Source organism: Pseudomonas sp. BMW13, from assembly GCF_013357275.1.
Taxonomy (GTDB): domain Bacteria; phylum Pseudomonadota; class Gammaproteobacteria; order Pseudomonadales; family Pseudomonadaceae; genus Aquipseudomonas; species Aquipseudomonas khazarica.
Window position 1 is genome coordinate 1 of the sequence record NZ_SUKD01000035.1, and the last position, 19,647, is coordinate 19,647.

Annotated in this window: 17 protein-coding genes; 1 reads left to right on the forward strand and 16 read right to left on the reverse strand. The window is 62.1% G+C overall.

The window, feature by feature from the left end; all coding sequences use genetic code 11:
* Positions 1 to 167 precede the first annotated feature (167 nt).
* The 4 genes from E4487_RS21890 to E4487_RS21905 all read right to left on the reverse strand — a co-directional run bounded on the left by E4487_RS21890 (position 168) and on the right by E4487_RS21905 (position 2,066).
* Positions 168 to 569 carry a GFA family protein gene (locus tag E4487_RS21890; RefSeq protein ID WP_175254383.1) on the reverse strand — a complete coding sequence of 134 codons (402 nt, stop codon included), beginning with the start codon at positions 567 to 569 and terminating at the stop codon, positions 168 to 170.
* A 148-nt stretch (positions 570 to 717) separates the two neighbouring features.
* A complete protein-coding gene (locus E4487_RS25010; RefSeq protein WP_175254384.1) occupies positions 718 to 1,038 on the reverse strand; it encodes a DUF2007 domain-containing protein in 321 nt (106 codons plus the stop codon).
* Positions 1,039 to 1,106: 68 nt separating this feature from the next.
* Positions 1,107 to 1,568, reverse strand: a complete 462-nt coding sequence (locus E4487_RS21900; protein ID WP_175254385.1) for a hypothetical protein — start codon at positions 1,566 to 1,568, stop codon at positions 1,107 to 1,109.
* Between the two features lie 84 nt (positions 1,569 to 1,652).
* Positions 1,653 to 2,066 (reverse strand): hypothetical protein, encoded by a 414-nt coding sequence (locus E4487_RS21905; RefSeq protein ID WP_175254386.1) that lies wholly within the window; start codon positions 2,064 to 2,066, stop codon positions 1,653 to 1,655.
* Positions 2,067 to 2,867: 801 nt separating this feature from the next.
* On the opposite strand from E4487_RS21905, the gene E4487_RS21910 reads away from it, so the two are divergent.
* The gene (locus E4487_RS21910) at positions 2,868 to 3,548 is read left to right on the forward strand and encodes a polysaccharide lyase family 7 protein (protein ID WP_134675479.1); all 681 of its coding nucleotides are present in this window, start codon (positions 2,868 to 2,870) and stop codon (positions 3,546 to 3,548) included.
* A 31-nt stretch (positions 3,549 to 3,579) separates the two neighbouring features.
* On the opposite strand, the gene E4487_RS21915 is transcribed toward E4487_RS21910, so the two are convergent.
* The 12 genes from E4487_RS21915 to E4487_RS21970 form a co-directional block, all read right to left on the reverse strand.
* Positions 3,580 to 5,058 carry a right-handed parallel beta-helix repeat-containing protein gene (locus E4487_RS21915; protein WP_175254387.1) on the reverse strand — a complete coding sequence of 493 codons (1,479 nt, stop codon included), beginning with the start codon at positions 5,056 to 5,058 and terminating at the stop codon, positions 3,580 to 3,582.
* A gap of 15 nt (positions 5,059 to 5,073) precedes the next feature.
* On the reverse strand, positions 5,074 to 6,177 hold the full coding sequence (locus E4487_RS21920) for a polysaccharide lyase (RefSeq protein ID WP_175254388.1): 1,104 nt from the start codon (positions 6,175 to 6,177) through the stop codon (positions 5,074 to 5,076).
* Positions 6,168 to 7,586: an alginate biosynthesis protein AlgX gene (locus tag E4487_RS21925; protein WP_257229482.1), complete on the reverse strand. Its 1,419-nt coding sequence runs from the start codon at positions 7,584 to 7,586 to the stop codon at positions 6,168 to 6,170. Before E4487_RS21925 ends, E4487_RS21920 begins: the two co-directional genes overlap by 10 nt.
* A gap of 34 nt (positions 7,587 to 7,620) precedes the next feature.
* Positions 7,621 to 8,262 (reverse strand): alginate O-acetyltransferase AlgF, encoded by a 642-nt coding sequence (locus tag E4487_RS21930; RefSeq protein WP_175254389.1) that lies wholly within the window; start codon positions 8,260 to 8,262, stop codon positions 7,621 to 7,623.
* 26 nt (positions 8,263 to 8,288) lie between these two features.
* Positions 8,289 to 9,365 carry an alginate O-acetyltransferase gene (locus tag E4487_RS21935; RefSeq protein WP_150605720.1) on the reverse strand — a complete coding sequence of 359 codons (1,077 nt, stop codon included), beginning with the start codon at positions 9,363 to 9,365 and terminating at the stop codon, positions 8,289 to 8,291.
* A gap of 10 nt (positions 9,366 to 9,375) precedes the next feature.
* Positions 9,376 to 10,806, reverse strand: a complete 1,431-nt coding sequence (locus tag E4487_RS21940) for an MBOAT family protein (protein WP_175254390.1) — start codon at positions 10,804 to 10,806, stop codon at positions 9,376 to 9,378.
* A 17-nt stretch (positions 10,807 to 10,823) separates the two neighbouring features.
* On the reverse strand, positions 10,824 to 12,236 hold the full coding sequence (locus E4487_RS21945; protein ID WP_175254391.1) for an alginate export family protein: 1,413 nt from the start codon (positions 12,234 to 12,236) through the stop codon (positions 10,824 to 10,826).
* Complete coding sequence (locus E4487_RS21950) at positions 12,233 to 13,708, reverse strand: sel1 repeat family protein (protein WP_175254392.1); 1,476 nt, start codon at positions 13,706 to 13,708, stop codon at positions 12,233 to 12,235. Before E4487_RS21950 ends, E4487_RS21945 begins: the two co-directional genes overlap by 4 nt.
* 7 nt (positions 13,709 to 13,715) lie before the next feature.
* Positions 13,716 to 14,861 carry a PilZ domain-containing protein gene (locus E4487_RS21955; protein ID WP_175254393.1) on the reverse strand — a complete coding sequence of 382 codons (1,146 nt, stop codon included), beginning with the start codon at positions 14,859 to 14,861 and terminating at the stop codon, positions 13,716 to 13,718.
* A gap of 17 nt (positions 14,862 to 14,878) precedes the next feature.
* A complete protein-coding gene (locus E4487_RS21960; RefSeq protein ID WP_051800644.1) occupies positions 14,879 to 16,411 on the reverse strand; it encodes a glycosyltransferase in 1,533 nt (510 codons plus the stop codon).
* Between the two features lie 45 nt (positions 16,412 to 16,456).
* Positions 16,457 to 17,887, reverse strand: coding sequence for a mannose-1-phosphate guanylyltransferase/mannose-6-phosphate isomerase (locus E4487_RS21965; RefSeq protein WP_175254394.1), 1,431 nt, complete (start codon positions 17,885 to 17,887; stop codon positions 16,457 to 16,459).
* Positions 17,888 to 17,999: 112 nt separating this feature from the next.
* The gene (locus tag E4487_RS21970; RefSeq protein ID WP_175254395.1) at positions 18,000 to 19,310 is read right to left on the reverse strand and encodes a nucleotide sugar dehydrogenase; all 1,311 of its coding nucleotides are present in this window, start codon (positions 19,308 to 19,310) and stop codon (positions 18,000 to 18,002) included.
* Positions 19,311 to 19,647: the final 337 nt, after the last annotated feature.

Below are 19,647 nucleotides of genomic sequence, written 5' to 3' on the forward strand. Positions count from 1 at the left end.
AGTCATAAACACAGTCGTTTGCCTATCCCTTATGGTAAGGGGGAAACGGTGTCCTGTGTTTCAAGGGGCTCGTTCAGCCACAACGAAGCAAACAAAAAAAGCGAAGACAATCATCCTGGGCACCTAACGTTTGGTTCAGGGGCTGATTCTAGTTAGGTGAGCTTCTCTTACTCTGGCAGCCCCTCGACCTCCGGCACATCATTGATCGCTCGCTCCCAAGCCGCCTTGCTTGATGTGAAAATTTGCGCAGTCGGCAGCGCAGCAATTTCTGTGTCCAAACAGCCCGCAGGAACAACGAGCAGGTTTGTAAGCTGAGTGCTGGGCAATGCTGAGCCACACGACCTGCAAAAGCTTTTGCTGTGGCGGGTGCCTGGAAGCGTAAAGGAGGTCACAGAATCTACACCCGCCAGCCAGGTCAGTGTAGCTGACTGCGAAAACAGATTTGATGCATAAGCAGAGCCAGTGTCCTTTTGGCAGTGTTTACAGTGGCAGAGGTAAAAACTGTCGAAGTCTCCATGGATCTCAAATTTCACTGTGCTGCACAGGCAAGAGCCAACATGCTTAGTCATAGCTATCTCTTCTATGGTCTACATATTAATCCGGCATGACGTTTACTTAAGGCGCAGGTGTTAGCCCGTACCAGTGAGGGAAACAGACGGATTGAGCCGCTTGTTAGGCGTGCTCAACCGGTATTCAAGCCGCAAATCATAAGGAAGATTAATTGTGGCTTCCACAGGCCCAGCAAGACATGAAGTTGCCAGGATTGCTTTCCTTGCAATTCTTGCATAGCCACTCGGTTTCGCTTTGCGAGTAATTTGATTCTTGTTCGTATTGAAAGCGGCCGACAAGTTTGGCAGCAGTTTCAAACTGTTCGGGGTGTACCCAGAGTTCAGGATGAATGGGTTTGTTAAAGGAAATAAGCGAGCGAATGGAGCTCTGGTGTTCGTTTAGTATTTTTACGGTTATGCCATTGCTTTGCAGGTAGCTGGCTATCAGATTTACCTGGATAAGGCTGTCAGATTCCAATAGTTTACGCAAAATAAATGCCTGATGTCTGGTTATGGGTTGGCTTTGGGGCTGTCCCGGTGAGCGGCTTTAACATGTTGTCATGCGCTGTGCTCGCCGAAAAATACAAGTGTCCAATCGCCGATCTCAAGAGTGTGCAGAGAACCTTTATTGTCACTTTTGAATTTAACTTCATGGATTGGAGCGCTGAAGAGAGGGTTGAACGGTCCACGTTCATCAATTGCGGTAGAAAGCAGGCCGACGCATTCTTCGAATTGCCACTTCAGGTCTTCTCGGACGGTAGGAGATAGGTGAGAGAGTGATATGTCTAACGGGCTCCAGGACTTTTTTATAAATTCGTCGCGGTTTGAAAGTGATGTTTTTATTGTTGAGTATTGGATTTTGCACTTCTTGAGGTGCAAGGCTAGGTCGGCTTCTAGCGTTCCGTTGCGCTTATAAATGCCTACAGAGATTCCTGCTTTTCTGTTCGCAACTATTTCTAGTGCCTTGAGAAAACCATGGGTGAAGCTTAAGGCGTTATCGAGTTCAATCGGTAACTGCATAAGGTGTATGATGCTTGGTTAGTGGGAATGAAAAAGGACGGATTTATTTATTGCGATCGCCCATCGAAAATAAATCTGTCCCCTTTAGCTCTTTCTTTGGGTTCTTTTCAGATAAACAAGTGCCCAGCCGAAGATCGCAGTGGCTATAGTGTAGCCGCCAAGCATGACGATAGCAGTAGATTTGAAAGCCGTTATGAAGTCGACTTTTTCTGCGTGCATTATAAAGTACAAGGCGCCGAAACTACCGCCAGATATAGCGCACAGTACCAGGGCAGATACATAGCCAAGCAAGATGAGTGTCTGGCCTTTAAGGCTGTTGTTTTTTGATAAAAGGAGCGCGCCAAAGAATAGCCATGAGATGCACGCAATGCTTGCAAACGCTCCCAGCACCAGCGCCCAACGATGAAGCTCCTTTGTCCCAACTGGGGAGGCATAGATGGCGAGGCATGTAGAGAGTGCAGCGATGCCACCAGTAATTATTAGATTTGCTGAACGCATACTATTCCTTTAGTGCATGCCTATTAGTTAGGCGACCTTGCCGTCGCATGACATGACCGCTGCTGTCTGATGACCTCCCCGGAGAGGCGTCAGGTCATAGGCCAGAATGAAGACACGGCCCACTAGGCGCAACGCGACACGCAGAGCTGCTCAGGTCGGATGTTCCAGGGTGTTGTGGTGGCTAGACGCTACCGATGGCCAACACGACTGTCTAGGCAGTGTGTCGATAAAGTGGCGAAATTAACGGGCGGTGTAGGGCATCAGTGGGCAGGGGCCATGAGACGGAACTCCCGATTTTGCTGACGTTGGGCAGAGCAGAGCAGCGACGGGCAGCCGTTTGAACGGGACCAAATCTCCATCTTCCCGCCATATCTCAAGCTTAAGCCCCTGAAACATCCAGAGTTTCGGGGCTTTTGTTTTCTGGGGCATGCAAAGCGTCAAAACCCCTGCGCTTTAGCGTTTCGACGAGGCGTGCCGGCACCTTTGGCGTCGGTAAACCTTCGACTCGCTCACATTCCTTGCATCCTCTCGGGGAGTGGAAAAGGTCGATCCTGTGAAGGTTCGACGCTGTCTCCCTGCAAAGGAATCGTTATGCGATGAGGCAAAGGGCGGGGTGTTCAACCGGCTTGCGGTGTTAGTCAAAAAAGCAGCGCCAAAATCATGATGAGTGGTCGTTAATCACCGCTGAACCCGGCGATAAGCTCGGTTGCAAGTCGGAGGTCGTGCTCGCGTTCTCGTGGGGCGGCGGTCTGGCGGGACTGAGTAGGCCTGCGTTGGCCGTTTTATCCATGGAGTTCAGTCATGATCGATCTTGCCACCTGGAACCTCACCATTCCCGTAGGCGTGCCTGCGACTGTCATCGATACGCCTCTCCTGGTCGGCGGGTATCAGGATGACTACTTTCAGTCCCGCGACGGGCGGATTTTCTTCTGGGCGCCGGCCAATGGCTCTACCACCAGCAACTCGGTGTACCCGCGCAGCGAACTGAGGGAAACCTATGCCGATGGCACGCTGCGGAACTGGTCCTACACTGCTGCGACCGACGTACTGAGCGCGACCGCCAGAATCACTCAGGTGCCTGCCAGCGGCATGCTGGCGTTCTCGCAGATTCACTCCAAGCAGGGCACTTCACCGCCCTTGATGCTGGGTTACCAGTATGTGCCGCAGACGGGTTACGGCAACGTGGTGATCGCGTTTCGCGGGCATCCTGCCGACGCCGATTCGTTGAAGATCGTGTTGTCGAGCAAGGTGAGGCTGGATCAGGACTTCAGCTATGAAATTCACCTGGCGAAGAACGGCACGCTGAGCATTGGCCTGGTCGAGCCGGGCGGAGCGGTGAAGACCTGGAGTCGCAGCTTGAACAAGGCATGGGCAAGCCATGCGTTGTACTTCAAGGCGGGGGTCTACACCCTCGACAACAACGGCAATGAAACCAATGCGGGAGCGGCGACCTTCAGCCAGTTGAAGGTCGAGCATCGTTAGCTGCGGTGTTCCGTCGATCGGTCCGCGTCGGTTAGTTGCTGCAGGTCGGGGCGTCAGTCGGGTCGGCCTCTGCGCCCTGGAACTGCGAGATCTGCAGGTGGCAGCGACGGCGCACGGTGCTGTCGAGTATCTGGCTTTGCAGCGGCAGCAGGTCGCCTGTCAGCAGGTTCTGCAGCAGCGGAGTGGCCTTGAAGTGGTTGTCGCCCAATATGGTGTCCTGCATGCCCTCTACCCGGATCATGGCCTTGCCGATGCTTTCCAGGCGGTTGCCGGTGATGACCAGTCGGCCGGCGCTGGGTTGGGCGTTGCGCAGGCTGATGGCGTATTCCGGTGTCGAATGGATGCGGTTGTCGAGGATCAGCGCGCCACTCAGTTCGGCTGCGTCGATGGCGCTCAGCCTGCTGTTGGCGATCAGATTGTCCTGGACCAGCAGCCCTGAACCATCGCCGATCTGCCGCAGCATCAGGCCGTAGCCCAGGGATGCACCCAGGCGGTTGCCCTGTATCAGCAGGGCGCCGTGCTGCGCACTGACTTCAATGGCACTCTTGCCCGCGCGCAGGATGAGGTTGTTCTGGATGCGTCCGCTGCTGCTGCCGCTGACGCGCACGCCGCTGTTGTTCTTCACCCCGTCGATGCGGTTGTCGGCAAGCAGAAAGCGGCTGTTGCCGAGGTCGATGGCGTACTGCTGCTGCCTGATGAACTGGTTGCCACGCACCAGTGCCTGGCTGTGATTCAGCTCCAGCGCGCTGGCCATTTCTTCGAAGCGACTACCCTCGATCAGGATCTGCGCCGGGGGGCGATTCGCCGACTGGTGCGGGCTGAGGCCACTGCTGACGCCGCGCGAGAGGTTGGCGTTGTAGCCGATCCTGACCAGTTGCGAGGTCTCGATCTGCAGGCGGCTGCCGGCCCAGTTCATGATGAAGGGGCGGGTGGGGCGGTCGGTGTCCGTGGCACGGCCGTCGCTCCAGCTCTGCAGCCGTGAGTTCTGCACGCGCAGCATTCCCTGGTTGATCAGTGCCGTGCCGGATGGACCGAACAGGTAGAGCACCTGGTCGTCGATCAGCAGTGCAGCATCGTCGGCGATCATCAGCGGGTAGCTGAGCAGGTAGCCGTCATCATGGCGGCCCAGGACCCGGGCATCGTTGAGCTGCGTGCGCAGTTGCTCCAGGGTGATGCTGCCGCCACGGATCACCACGGCACGCGGGTGTTGCGCCTGGTAGCTGGCGATGGCGCGGAACAGACCGTTGTGCACGAACGGCTCGAACGGCCAACTGCCGGCCTGCGCGGAGTACATGGGCTCCAGGGTGACGCTGCCGCGCTTTCCGGGGGCCTGCATGTCGAGTACAGGAGGCTGACTGCGCTGCATGATCTGCGTGCTGCTGCGCTGCTGTTGCTGCTGCTGCCAGTGCGGGTCGAGCGTGTGCAGGGCCGCTGGCGCACCGAGGGCCGCGAGGCTGAGGGTGCAGGTCATCAGCAGCAGTGCGCGGGAAAGGGTCAGAGCCTGTGACATGGCGACAATCCTGGGTCAGTTGGGCCGGGGATACAGCGGCTTGAGGTCGCCGCCTACCTGGCTGTAGTGGTTGATCTCCTCGCCGTGTGCCTGGTACAGGCGGCGGCCCCACTGGTGTTGCGGATAGCGGTTGAGGAACGGCAGCAGCCAGACCATCTTGTGCGGGCCGACATCGGCCTGGCGTTCGCTCAGTTCGGCGACGGTCCCGGGCTCCAGCACGGCGCGAGCGGCGAAGTTGGCCAGGCCGGCGAGCTGGCTGCGCTCCTGTTCGCTGAGCGGGCGACCGTTGAATTCCGAGGCCTCGACCAGCAGCATCAACGGCACCAGCGCGTAATGGCTGTAGTCGGCGGCCAGGCGTCCTCTGGCGACTTCCAGTGGCAGGTACTCATAGTCCCCCTTACCTTGGGCGAGCTGGCTGAACGCCCGGCGCAGGGCGACGTCTGCCCAGGCCAGGCCCTTGTCGTCATCGAGCAACATGGCGGTGGCAGCGACGGCCCACGCCGCCCAGTAGTCGTGGTTGTTGAAGTAGATGCCGCTGTCGTGGCGACGAGGCTCGTATTCGGCGATCACCTTGGCGGACAGCTGTTGTAGCCAGCGTTTCTGCACGGGGCTCAACCGATAGCGCTGGTCACTCAGCGCCTGCACCTTGAGCAGGGTCGAGGCGATGGCGGCGAGGGCCCACTTGCGCGAGGCCACGCCGGTCTTGCTGGCGTCATCGCTGAGCAGGGCCGAGCGGCTGCCCCAGGCGTCGAGCCACTGGTCCAGGCAGGCCAGGGCAATGTTGGCCTCGTTGGCCTTTTGCGTGCGCTGGAACACCTGGGCGGCCTTGATCAGGCCACCGATATAGCCCTGCACCTGCTTGCGGATGCGCTGCGTGTCCTTGCTCTGCCGGGCGACCAGGCGGCTCTTGCTGGGGTCGCGCTGGTCGTACTTGCTGTCCAGCTGCAAGTGGCCGGTGTAGGCGGCTGGCGGCGTCTTCGGGCAGCGCTCCTGGCGATAGTCGCCGACCAGGCGTGAAGCTGCCGTCGACTGCGGCGCCCAGATCGACTGGGCCGCGTTGGCGCCCAGCGAGGCGCAGAGCAACAGCAGCAGGGCCGTCAGGCGGATGCTTACAGGCATAGCTTGGTCTCGATCTTGAAGGGCTGCTCGACGGTCTGCGTGGGTTCGAGCAGCACCGACAGCAGGTTGGCGTCGCGGAATTCCGGCGCACGGCTCAGTTCGAGGTAGTACTGCCCGCCCGTGACGATGGCTTCACGGCGGAACCACACCTTGTCGCGGGTGCCGTTGTCGTAATAGGTGATGATGTAGAAGTTCTTGATGTTGGGATCGCTGATGCGGATGTCGAGCACGGCGTCGCGGCCCTTGAGGTTCTGACGCGCCGCCCCCGTGTTGCTGAGCAGCTCGAGGCGGTCGTTGAGGCCCATGCCCGGTCGTTCCAGCTGGGCCTGCAGCACGCTGTCGCTGGCCTTGCAGCCGCCGTTCACGGCGGGGATCAGCTGGCGGTAGGTCAGCTCACCGTCCAGCCGGTAGTTGGCCGGCAGCTCCCAGATGATCAGTTTCGGTGCCTTGTCCGGCGAGTAGTTGCTCGACTGCAGGTATTCCAGCAGCGAGCCGTCCTGGCCGGCGCCCGGTAGCGCGTAGTTGATCAGGTCGGTGCTGAGGTACTGCTTGAGGAATCCGTCGAAGTTGAACTGCTTGGTTTCATCCTCGCGGGCGGCGGAGTTACTGGTCCCTACCAGCACCACCTCGGGGTCGGGCTGTTCTTCGAACAGCAGCGCGGCGTCGTTGCTCTCCGGCACGGTCTGGTAACCGGGCACGAACTGGTAGCCGAAGTGGTTGCCGCAGATCGCCGCCAGGCCAAGGTTGAGCGTGCCGTCCTTGTACAGCGTCAGGGTCTGCTCGGTGACATAGCCCTTGCGCGGCAGTTGCGCATAGACCGGGCTCTGGCGAATGGCCTCGGCCGTGAGGCGGGCAGTGGACTCTGCGCCTACCGGGGTCCAGTGGTGGTCGCGGCGGAAGAAGAAGTCCTTGGGCGGATTTTCCACCAGGGTCATGATGTCGGGGACGATGGCGCCGGCGTCGCGCATCTGCTGCAGGAACCGGCGCAGGCTGCCGCTGGCTTTCTGGTAGTCGAAACCATGCGCCTGCCCGGGTAGCAGCTGGGCGCGGTGCATCAGCCCTCGGGTCGGTTGCACGGCTACCGCGACCTGCGTGCCGTGCCTGGCGAAGGCCTGCATCAGGCGTGCGAACTCCGGCTGCGCAGCCGCTGGAATGCCGAAGTCATTGGTCAGGTCGACCTCCGAACGAAACAGCCAGCGATCCTTACCAGGCACGATCTGCTTGAGCGCCTTCATGTTGCCCTCGGCGTATTCCTCGGGGGCGCTGAGGCGCGGGCAGATCAGGCATTGCAGGTCCTGGCACTCTTCGGCCTGCTCGGCCTGTGCCGCGGCAGGCGTGGCGCAAGCGCCGGCGGCGATCAGGCTGCCGACCGCCAGTAGTAGAGGGTGCTTCATGCGTTTGCAGGTCATCGTCCGCTCACTTGTTTGGCCGGGCCGTCGGGAGTCATTCCGTCGGGTCGATGCTGTTCGCCAGGGTAATCGCGCGGAAGCCGCTGCCTGCCGGGAGGAGGGCGTAGCTGTAGGAGCGGCCCTTCTTCAGGAACAGCTCGTCGAAGTCGACCAGCCTGGCGTCACCGGCGTAGGCGGCGAAGGCGATCTTCAGCTCGTTGACCATGCGGCTGCCGGTCTGGTCGTGTTCGATCATGTCGACCACCACATGCTGGCCGTCGAGGGTCTTCAGTGCCGCCGGCTTGGCGGTGAAGTTGTAGAACGCGATCTGCGCCTTGCGCGGCTCGTTGACGAACTGGTCGGCGATCAGCTGCAGCTGGCCGTCGCGATAGAGCACCGTGCTGGCGGTATTGGCCTTGAGTTCACGCTCCAGCACCTGGCCGGCGACCGTGATGCGTTGCACGCCGGGAGCGACGAAACGGTAGCCGCCGAACTGCCCGCCGGTGACGGACTGGGGCTTGTTCTTGCCGCTGAGCGTGACCTCGACGTTGCTGTCGCTGAGGTTCAGTACCCGCACGAAGGCCGAGTTGGCCGGGGCGACCGGGTCATAGAGGTCGGCATTGCTGTCCTGGGCGGCCTGGACGCAAGCACTGCCGAGCAGCAGCAGGGTCATGACGCGAAGAATGAGGGTGGGCATAGGGGTACCTCTGGCTGGTGGAGATGTCAGGGAGAAGGGATCTGGCGTTGGGCGAGGAGGGTGCGCACGGGGAACTCCCAGATCACCGTCTGCACCTCGTCGCCACTGGCGGCAGGGCCGGCCAGGAACTCGTTCATGGACTGGAATGGACCGCGCGCTTCCAGGGCGACGGTCACCAGATCGCGCTGCAGCGCCTGCTTGAGGAAGCCGGCGAAGTTCCAATCGTCGATACGCGTGTAGCTGGTGCCCACCAGCGCCAGGGAAATGGCCTCGTCGCCGAACAGGCTGGCGCCGAGGCCGCCGCTGTCGTGCTTGAGGGTTTCATGGAGCTGGATGTACACCGGTTCGAAGTAGCTGGGCGCCAGCCTGGGGTCGAATTTCAGGTAGTTGAGCAGGTCACCGGTGATCTGCTTTTCGCCGGCGGCCTGGGTGATGTAGGGCGTGTCGCCGCGCAGCTGAGGGAACTGTCGGGCCAGGGTCTGCGCCGCCAGCTCGGCCCCCTTCGGGCTCCAGTGAGTGTCGTTGCGCAGGAACAGCGGCTCGGCGGCGGCGACGTCCTGGTACGCGCTGCGCAGGTCGACCGTGTCGATACCGCGCTCGGCCAGGCGCTGGCTGAACTGCTGGTAGAGGCTGCTGATTCGCTCGGCCGGCGCGTAGCTCGAGTGCTCGGCGTAGGTGTCGAGCTTCATCGGCACCGGCAGCATGATCAGCTGCTTGCCCTGCTGCGCCAGTTGCGCGTGGACCTTGTCGATCAGCGCCAGTTGCTTGTCCAGGTTCTGCTCCAGGTCGCTGGGCAGCAGGTACTCCTGGTTGGTGAACAGCCAGCCATCGCGGCCCAGCACCACGCCGCTGGCCCCTTCGCGGAAGATCGCCTGCTGGATGTTCGCCCACAGCTCCACGGACGGGTCGCGCAGAAACAGGCGCTTGTCGTAGAACTGCTCGAACTTGCGCACCAGCTTGCCGTCGAGAAACAGCGACAGGGCCTGGGTCTGGGTGCTGGAGAACGCGAGCACCGCAGGCAGCGAGTACAGAAACATGCCGCACAGCAGAACGCAGAACAGGATGCCGTTGATCTTGCTGGCCGAACTCATCACCGGAAACATGTCGGCAACCTCAGAACTGGAAGTACAGGAAGGGGGAGAAGGAATTCGCCGCCAGGCGGGTGAGCGTCAGCAGGAAGCCGAGCCACAGCAGGAGCATGCCGACGCCGCTGACGTGCTGCATGAAGTACGCCTGCTGGCCGGCGCTGGCGTAGTAGCGGACGTTGATCGAGCCGGCGACGACGATCCACAGCAGGGCGATCAGGGTGAAGGTCATGGTCATGGCCGAGGTGCCGAACCAGTAGAGGTCCAGCGAGCCGAAGCCGTTGAGGCCGATCAGCGCCTTGTAGATCTGCAGGGCGTGGGGCAGGGCGCCGGTGAAGAACAACGGCATGCAGGACGCCAGGACGAACATGCAGCGTGCGTTGCGCCAGAAGTTGTAGGGCGTGTTGATCTTGGTGGCGATGCCCAGCCGGCGCTCGATGACCATGGCGATGCCGAAGAACAGGCCCCAGAAGATGAAGGCGAAGCTGGGGCCGTGCCACAGGCCGGACAGCATCATGGTGATGACCAGGCCGACGAGCATGCCGACCAGGCGCTTGCGCACCAGCGGCATGTACACGTAGTCGCGCAGGAAGTCGGCCAGGGTCATGTGCCAGCGCTGCCAGAACTCGGTGATGCTCTGCGCGATGTAGGGTTGGTTGAAGTTCTCCGCGAAACGGAAGCCCATCATCATGCCCAGGCCGATGGCCATGTCGCTGTAGCCGGAGAAGTCGAAGTACAGCTGCAGCGCGGAGACCAGCAGGCCGAACCAGGCGTCCGCCATCTGCAGTTCGCCACCGCCGATGAACAGCGTGTTCATCGGCGCCAGGGAGTCGGCGATCAGCACCTTCTTGATGAAACCGAGCATGAAGCGGCAGGCGCCCAGGGAAAACAGTTCCAGGGAGTGGCTGCGGTTCTTCAGCTGCTTGTCGATCAGGCTGTAGCGCAGGATCGGCCCGGCGATCAGCTGCGGGAACAGGGCGATGTAGGCGGCGAAATCGACGAAGCGATCGGTGGGCTCCGCGTTGCGCCGGTAGATGTCGACGATGTAGCTCAGGGCCTGGAACACATAGAAGGAAATGCCCAGCGGCAGGATGATGTGTTCCAGGGTGAAGGTATTGATACCCAGCGGCTCGAGTACCGCGACCAGCACGTCGGCACCGAAATTGGCGTACTTGAAGTAGCCGAGGGTGGCCAGGTTGCCGATCACGCCGACGCTCAGCAGGCGAAAGGCGATCTGCTTCTCGCCGGCATCGATTCGTGCCTTGATGCGCAGTCCGAACCAGTAGTTCCAGTAGGAAATGGCGACGAACAACAGCAGGAAGTCGGGCCGCCACCAGGCGTAGAACAGGTAGCTGCCGAGCACGATCACGTAGGAGCGCCAGTGATCCCTGGCCAGGTAATAGCAGAGCAGGAAGACCGGCAGGAACAGGAACAGGAAGACATTGGAGGCGAAGATCATGCTGGCGCTGCTCTCGGTCAGTAGGTCAGGGTGATGCCCAGCGTCACCTGGTAGTCGTCGCCGATCTCCAGTGCGCTACCGGCCCTGAAGTAGCTCAGGCTGGTCAGGGTGTTGAGCTGGATGCGCTTGCCGTCGTAGGCCAGCGGGAACATGCGCCAGTAGTGATTGATGTCCAGCACCTGGCCCAGGTGCGACGACCCGCTGTCGCGCACCAGGCCGTCGGTGGTGGTGCGCAGTGGCAGCTGTGCGGAGGCGTTGCGCAGGCGCAGATCGCTCAGGCGCATGTCCAGCTGGCTGCGGTCGGTCGGCTGGGTTTCCAGGCTGATGCCATAGAACGCCAGGTTGCTCAGGTTGACGCTGACCAGGTTGCTGACCAGGCGGCTGCTGTAGCTGAAGGGGTCGTTGCGCCGGTCCGACTGGATGCGGTTGAGGCTGAAGCCGTCGTTGCCGCTGTCGTCCGGGCGGTCGGTGAGACCGGCGCTGAGGCCGACGCGCGGGGTCCAGGGCAGGCTCTCGAAACGCTTGCCGACATCGCCGACCAGCGCCCAGCCGCGCTTGTCGCTGCGCTCACGCTGGCCGTTGGCCTGGGTGATGTCCTGCGTGCCGTCGAGCCGCACGGCTTCCAGCTGGTAGTCGCTGACCAGCGAGGTCAGCTGGCGCGTGTCGCCGCGCAGGAAGATGCCGTAGCGCAGGCCGTCGAAGTCCTGGCGATCATCCACCGAGCTGCCCGAGTGATCGTCCTCGTGCAGCAGGCGCGCGCCGATCCAGTGATCGGCATGCCAGCGCCAGGCGTACTCGGCCATCAGGTAGCGGATGTTCTTGTCGCGCGGGTCGAGGCGATTGTCGTCGGAGTTGTAGTAGTAGAACTTCTCGGCGACGGCGACGAAGCCGCTGGCGAAGCTGTCGTTGTAGTCCAGGCGCAGGGCTTCGATGCTGTCGTCCCACCAGATGCCGAAGCGATCACTGAAGCGCTGGCGGCCGAAGGTGGCGGAGAAGCGCGGGTCGTCGCCGAGCAGGTTGCGGCGTGCGTAGAACTCGCGGGCCTCGCTGTAGGCATGACGGCGCCGGCTCAGGTTCTCGTCGCTGCCCTCGGTGTTCTGCAGGGCATTCGGATCGGTGTCGTAGTTGAGCCACAGGCGACCGAACAGCTCCCACCTGGCCCAGCGCTGCTCGGGCGAGTACCAGCGGTAGGAAGGCTCGTAGCGCAGGCTGAAGAAGGTGCGGCGATCCTCGCCGAGGCGGGTCTCGTCGGGGCCATAGCCGGTGCGCATGAACAGCTTGTGGGTCAGCAGCGAGGTGACCGGTTCGAGCTCGGGCGACAGGCTGTCGGCCTCGGCCGCCGGGTTGTCGAACTCATCGGCCTGCGCCAGGAACGGGGGCAGGCAAGCGAGCAACAGGGCGGCGCAGCGCAGGGCGTTGGGGCGGATCACAGGGCGAACTCCTCGATGAGACGGTTGCCATCACGGGTGGCGGCGGTGCGTTGCTCGGGCGTCAGCCTGGAGCCCAGCGCCTGCGTCAGCGCTGCTGCGCGTTGATCGCCCAGTTCCTGAGCGGCGAAAGCAAAGGTGTAGGCCTTGGCGTTGTCGCGGCAGATGGCGCGGCCATAGGTGTAGAGGCGGGCAATGCGCATCAGGGCGTTGATCGAGCCGGCCCTGGCTTCCTGCAGGTACAGCGCCAGGGCCCTTTCCTGATCGGGCTCGTCCAGGACGCCCTGGTTGTACATGTCGCCCTCGAGCAGCGTGGCTTCGGGGTAGTGCTCGGCTTGCAGCTCGGCGATCAGGCGCTGGCTCAGGTGCGGATCGAGGGTGCGCCACAGCACCATGTGCAGCCTGGCGCGCAGGGCCTTGATGTGTTGCGGGGTGATGGGCTGCTCACGCTCGGCCATGCTCAGGCTGAGGTTCTGCCCCTGGCGCTGTTCCAGGCGCTGGACCAGGTCCACCACCGGCTCCGGGCCGTAGCGATCCGGGGCGGTCATGAGGAAGTTGGCCTTGCTCACCATTGCCGGGCCGAAGTCACGGGCGATGGCGTTGTCCAGCCACTGCAGCACCTCGCGGTCGAGCTGTTCGATGAGGCTGGCGTGTGCCTGGGCCTTCAGCTCGCGGGCCTGTTTCTCCTCGTCGGTCTGCGCACGCGACAGTGGGCGGCTGTTGTTGTAGGCGCTGATCTCGGCGTTGCGCACCTCGGTCAGTTGCTGGGCGATGCGCTGCACCAGGTCGACCGGCAGGGTGGTCATGCGCGGCGCCAGTTGCTCGGCGAACGCGCGGAAACGTTGGTTGCGCGCCTCGCCGAGAAAATCGTAGTAGCGGTACACGGCGCGCGGGTCGCTTTCCACCGCCAGGTGGAACCACCTGTCCGCAGACTCGGTGTCACCGGCACGGGCCGCCGCGACGGCGCGGTAGAGCGGGGCGTGGCAATACACCAGACAGGCGCGGTCATAGAGGTCGATCAACTGCGTGACTTGTGCCGCGTCGAACAGCTCGGGAAAGACCAGGAACACTTCCAGGCGGGTGTCGACGCTGATGAAGTCGCGCCCGGCCTTGAAACGCTGCAGCGCCTGCTCCATGTAGGCGTGGTTGGCCTGTTGCCAGCGCGGCTTGTAGTCCACCAGGCGCGCCAGTGGCACCAGTGCGCCGATATCGCCGCGGCCCTCGGCGAAGGCCTGCTTGAACAGTTCGATGGCGCGTGCGGTGTTTGCCGGGCTGCGGCTCGCCAGCACTTCGCCGAGCAGTCGCGTCGCGCCCAGGTCGCCACGGGCGGCCAGGGCACGCAGGTCCTCCTCCACTGGCGCCAGGTTGTCCTGGAACAGCGCGTAGCGAATCTGTTCGAGGCTGCGGGCCGCCTGCGCCGGTCCGGCGATGGCCAGGGACAGGGCAGTGGTGCACAGGAGCGATCTGAGCGACATGGTGACCTCAGAATGTCCAGCGCAGGGGCAGGCCGAGCTTGAACTCGACGGCGGCCGGCAGTTGATAGGCGCTGAGCGGCAGCGGGTGATCCGGCTCGATGGTCAGCTCGACCATCTGCCGCTGATCGTCCACGCGACTGGAAACGATCTCGCCGGAGAAGGTGTCGTCGCTGCCCAGTACACGCATCTCCACCGCACGAACCCGCTCGAGCTTGTCCATGCGCTCGAAAGGAACGCTGGCCTTGATGTTCAGTGGCTGGTCCTGCGGCAACAGGTGGACCAGCTCCTGCTGCTTGTAGGCGAAGCCGTCCAGGCGCGGTGCAGGGAAGTAGAGGCTGCAGTTGCACGGGCTGGCGATCACCGTTTCCACCGTGACCCGACCCAGCAGGGCGGCGACATCCTGCTCGCTGAGGTCGCCCAGTGCGGCGATGTCGGCGGGGCTGGTGAGGCTGCTGGCCAGTTGCGTGGAGACGCTGGCCAGTGGTTGCCCGGTGCTGACGCTGGTCTGTTCGGCGCCGATCAGGTAACGCAGGTTGCCGTTCTCCGGCATGCTGACGATGTAGGCGTTGGCGCCGACGACCGCTTGCGCGGCAGGCATCTGGAAGAACAGCAGGTAGCTCTTGTAGACGATCAGGGTCACTGCGGCGGCGCCGGCGCAGAAGAACAGCAGCGAACCGAGGGCCGCCTTCAGGCGCTCTGCGGGCGTGCGTGCGCTGGCCTGCTTGGTCTTGCGCTCCTTGATGTAGTTCTCGCGCTGCATGACGTTGAACAGGCCGTTGATGTCGGCGATGTCGCCGGACATGTAGGCGGAGATGATGTAGCGCAGGATGTCGCGCTTCTGCCGGTCGAGCTCGACGAACTCGGCGCCGACTTCGCGGCCGCGCTGCGAGACGATCTTCAGCTTGGTATCGATGTTCAGGTCGACCGTGTGCAGGTTCAGCTTGATCGAGCCGTTGAACAGGCTGCCGATCTTCAGCGGCTGATCCAGCAGCAGGCCGATTCCGCCCAGCGAAATGTCCTGGATCTCGCACTCCAGTTCCTTGATGCCGTTGCCTGCCAGGGTCAGGCGGGCAGGGATCTTGGCGCGAACGAACTGGCGTTCATCGATCGCTTCATGAACAACGTTTGCAGGTAGGACAGTGGTGCTACTCATAGCATTCGCGCCTTTGCTTAGGGTTGCGTGAGTTCCAACAGGACCGAGATGACCCCGAAGAAAATGGCGATGGAGGACAGCAACATGGTCTTCGAGGTCCAGCGGTTGAGCGCCGCATCGAAGCTGACGTTGCCGTTGCTGATCGTGGTCTTCTGCCGCGTCCAGCTCTGCTGGTCCATGTGGAACATGGTGTAAACCTTCATCACCGAGCCGACGATCTGGTTGTAATAGAGAACGAAGGGGTACATCGGATCGACCGGGTGCTGGGTGAAGAAGAACAGCAGCGTCACCAGGGTCCGCGACAGCAGCACCCAGAACAGGTAGATCAGCAGGTACTGCACGCCGAACAGCAGGCCGGCCACCACCGAAGCGCTGAGGCCCATCAGGCAGGTCCACATGGACACGCGCTGGTCGTAGAGCACGTACATGGTGAACAGGCCGAGGCGATCGAGGCCCAGCAGGCGGGTAGCGCGGAAGTTCTGCCGCAGCGAGTTGCCGTACCAGCGATACATCAGCTGCCGCGTGGCGCGCAGGAAGCTGTTGTCTGGCGGGTGCTCGACGGTCAGGGTATGGCTGTCCGGTACGTAGAAGGTGTCCCAGCCGGCACGCATCAGGCTGAACCAGGAGGACTTGTCGTCGCCGGTGAGAAACTGGAAACGGCCCAGGCGCCAGTGGTCGAGGAAGTCCGCCTCGACGTCCTTGATGAACGCCGGGTCGGTCATCACGCTGGCGCGGAAGAACGACAGGCGCCCGGTCATGGTCAGCACGCGCTTGCTCAGCGCCATCGAGCACATGTTGATGTGCCGCTGGACGAAGCGCATGGTGTGCCACTCCTGCATCAGCCTGCTGCCTTCCACCTCGCAGAACTCGTTGGTGGTGATGCCGCCGACGCTGGGCAGGTAGGCGAACAGGGTGACGGCGCGCTCCACGCAGCCCGGCAGCATCATGGTGTCGCCGTCGACCACGCCGACCACGGCGTTTTCCAGTGGCATCTGCCGTGACAGGGCGCGGAAGGCGTGGGCCAGGCCGTCGCGTTTGCCGGTGCCGCGAGCCCGCACGATGACCAGCTTGATGTCGTCGCGATCACGCACCTCCTGGCGCATGATGTCCTTGATGAAGTTCTCGTCACCCTTCTCCACGATGGAGGCGATGATGGTGCACGGCACCGGCATGCGCTGCACTTCCTGGAACACCGACTGGTAGACCTTGAACGTGGTGTGCGTCGGGATGCGGAAGCTGGTCACCACCATGAACATATGGTCGGGCAGGGCGGCGTCGCCCATGCGTTCGACGGCCTTGCGCATGCGCGGAAACCGCCAGTGCAGGAAGTACATGCCACGCAGGTAGTGGGTCGCGGCGTTGCCGTAGCGCCACATGCCCAGGGCGCCGATCAGGAAGATGAACTTCTGGTGCGACGGGTCCAGGTAGCTGGGGTCGACCATCTCCGAGGCGAGCGCGATCAGTGCGATCAGGCAGAGCCAACCGCACAGTTTGCCGAGGCCGGGCGAGGCCTCGAACCACCCCAGAGGTGCTGTTAAATGCCTGAGCATGGGCGTGCTTCCTCCATTGAAGCCGTGTGGCACGTCTTGCCGCTATCAGTTGATCGTGACGTCGTCGGTGCGGCCGTAGACATCCTCGAAACGCTCGATGTCGTCCTCGCCCAGGTAGCTGCCCGACTGGACCTCGATGATCTCCAGGGGAATCTTGCCGGGGTTGGCCAGACGGTGAATGGCGGCGATGGGGATGTAGGTCGACTGGTTTTCCCAGAGCAGGAAGGTCTTGTCGTCACAGGTCACGCGGGCCGTGCCGGATACCACGATCCAGTGCTCGGCGCGGTGGTGGTGCTTCTGCAGGGAGAGGCTGGCGCCCGGTTTCACCACGATGCGCTTGACCTGGAAGCGGTTGCCGCTGTCGAGCGAGTCGTAGCTGCCCCAGGGGCGGTAGACCTGGCAGTGGCTGTTCGCCTCGCTGCGGCCCTTGCAGGTCAGCTGGTTGACCAGCTGCTTGACGTCCTGCACCCGGTCCTTGTGGGCGACCATCACGGCGTCCTTGGTCTCGACCACCACCACGTCGTCCAGGCCGACCAGGGTCACCAGCTTGCTCTGGCTGTGCGCCAGGCAGTTGTGGCTGTCGTGCAGCATCACGTCGCCGGACTGGCAGTTGCCGTCGCCGTCCTTGTCCTGGACGTCCCACAGCGCCGACCACGAGCCGACGTCGTTCCAGCCGGCACACAGCGGCACCACACAGGCGCGGTCGGTCTTCTCCATCACGGCGTAGTCGATGGAGTTGTCGGGGCAGCACTCGAACGCGCTCGGGTCGATGCGGATGAACTGCAGGTCGTGGGTGCTGCGGCTCAGCGCCAGCTGGCAGGTGTCATAGATGTCCGGGTCGTGGCGCTGCAGTTCCTCGAGGTAGCGGCTGCAGCGGAACAGGAACATACCACTGTTCCAGACGTAGTCGCCCTGGGCCACGAATTCGCAGGCCGTCTCCAGGTCGGGCTTCTCGACGAAGGCCTCGACCGCCAGTACGCCCTGCGGAAGTTCGCACGCATCACGTCCGGTCTTGATGTAGCCATAGCCGGTCTCGGGGCGCTCGGCAGGTACGCCGAACAGCACCATCGCACCCTGTTCCGCTGCGTTGCGGGCCACGGCGAGGGCCTTGTGGAACACCGCGACGTCCTCGATCACATGGTCCGCCGGGAGTACCAGCAACAGTTCGTCCCGGCCCTCTGCCAGCAGGTGCATGGCGGCGATGGCGACCGCAGGTGCGGTATTGCGGCCGAAGGGCTCCAGCAGGATGGTCTGGGCTTCGTGGCCGATGCTCGCCAGCTGTTCGCTGACGATGAAGCGGTGTTCCTCGTTGCACACCACGATGGGCTTGCTCATGCCGTCGAACGCCAGGCGCCCGATGGTCTGCTGGAGCATCGTCTCGTTGCCGGTGAGGGCGAGAAACTGCTTGGGGTACTGCTTGCGGGACAGGGGCCAGAGGCGAGAGCCACTGCCGCCAGACAAAATCAGGGGAATCATGCTGTTACTCCGTGTAAACACCGATTCAGGGCTATTGGCAGGAAACCGGCATGCGCCGTAACCAATCGAACGGCACCGCGCCGGTGCCACCGCTGTTCTTGTTAGCGTGCGCTTACCAGCAGATGCCTTCCCTGTTGGCTTGAGTGGCGTGTTCCATGAATCCGACCAGGTCGACGATCTGCTTGTCGTCACTGATGCCCTTCACGACATCGGCGAAGCGTGGCTCGCCATTGCCGACGATCAGCACATCGGAGGCTGCGACCACGTCGTCCAGCTCCTTGCACAGCAGCGAGGAGACGTGCGGGATCTTCGACTCGATGTAGTCCTTGTTGGCGCCGAAGACCCGTGCGTATTCGACGTTGCTGTCGAAGATCTTCAGCTCGTAGCCCTTGCCGATGAGCATCTCGGCCAGCTCCACCAGCGGGCTTTCACGCAGGTCGTCGGTGCCGGCCTTGAAGCTCAGGCCGAGCAGGCCGATGCGGCGCTTGTCGTAGCCCGTGACGATGTCGAAGGCCTTCTTCACCTGAGCGGCGTTGCTGCGCATCAGCGAGCCGATCAGCGGCGCCTCGACGTCCAGGCTGCCGGCGCGGTAGGAGAGGGCGCGCACGTCCTTGGGCAGGCAGGAGCCGCCGAAGGCGAAGCCGGGCTTCATGTAGTACTTGGAGAGGTTGAGCTTGTGGTCCTGGCAGATCACGTCCATCACTTCGCGACCATCGACGCCGGCGGCCTTGGCGATGTTGCCGATCTCGTTGGCGAAGGTGACCTTGGCCGCATGCCAGACGTTGCAGGTGTATTTGATCATCTCGGCGACTTCGATCGACTTGCGGATGATCGGTGCGTCGAGTTCGCTGTAGAGCTCTTGCAGCAGGTCGCCGGACTGTTCGTCCAGTTCGCCGATGACGGTCATCGCCGGGAAGTCGTAGTCCTTGATCGCCGTGCTTTCACGGAGGAATTCCGGGTTGGTGGCCACGCCGAAGTCGACACCGGCTCGCTTGCCGGAGGCACTTTCGAGCAGCGGGATCACGACGTTCTTCACGGTGCCAGGCAGGACCGTACTGCGCACGACCACGGTGTGGCGCTCATGCTTGTCGCGCAGGGCTGCACCAATCTGCTGGCACACCGACTCCATGTAGCCGAGGTCGAGGTCGCCATTGCGCTTGCTCGGCGTACCGACGGCAATGAACGACAGTTCGCTGGCCAGCACCGCAGCGCTGACGTCGGTGGTACCGCGCAGCAGCCCGGAACGTACGCCGGCGTCAAGCAGTTCGGCCAGGCCAGGCTCGACGATGGGCGACTTGCCCTGGTTGATCAGGTCGATCTTGGCCTGCGACACGTCCACGCCGACGACATCGTGACCACGGGCGGACAAGCAGCCAGCACAGACAGCCCCCACATAGCCCAGTCCGAAAATACTGATACGCATAGGTCCTTCTCCTTAATTAACTGAGTCGGTCAATTGCCGCTGCTGACCCTAATCCCTGTTTCATTGCGCCTGTATGAATCAACGGTTTATTTCCGTTGTATTCGGCTGGCTGGCTGAAAGTGCGCGGATATTAGCGTCGGCTGTTTTGCGCTTTCAAGCAAAACATGGACCTTATTTTTTTATTTTGTTTGTTTAATCTTTTGTTATTTTTTTTATTATAAAAATCAATAACTTAAAGTTTGTGGTATTTATGTCGCCAAAAAAAAGTCGCACATTTTCGCTGTGTTATTTTTATGGCGTCATAAAATCGATGCTTTTCTGCGTGCTTATGTTGCAC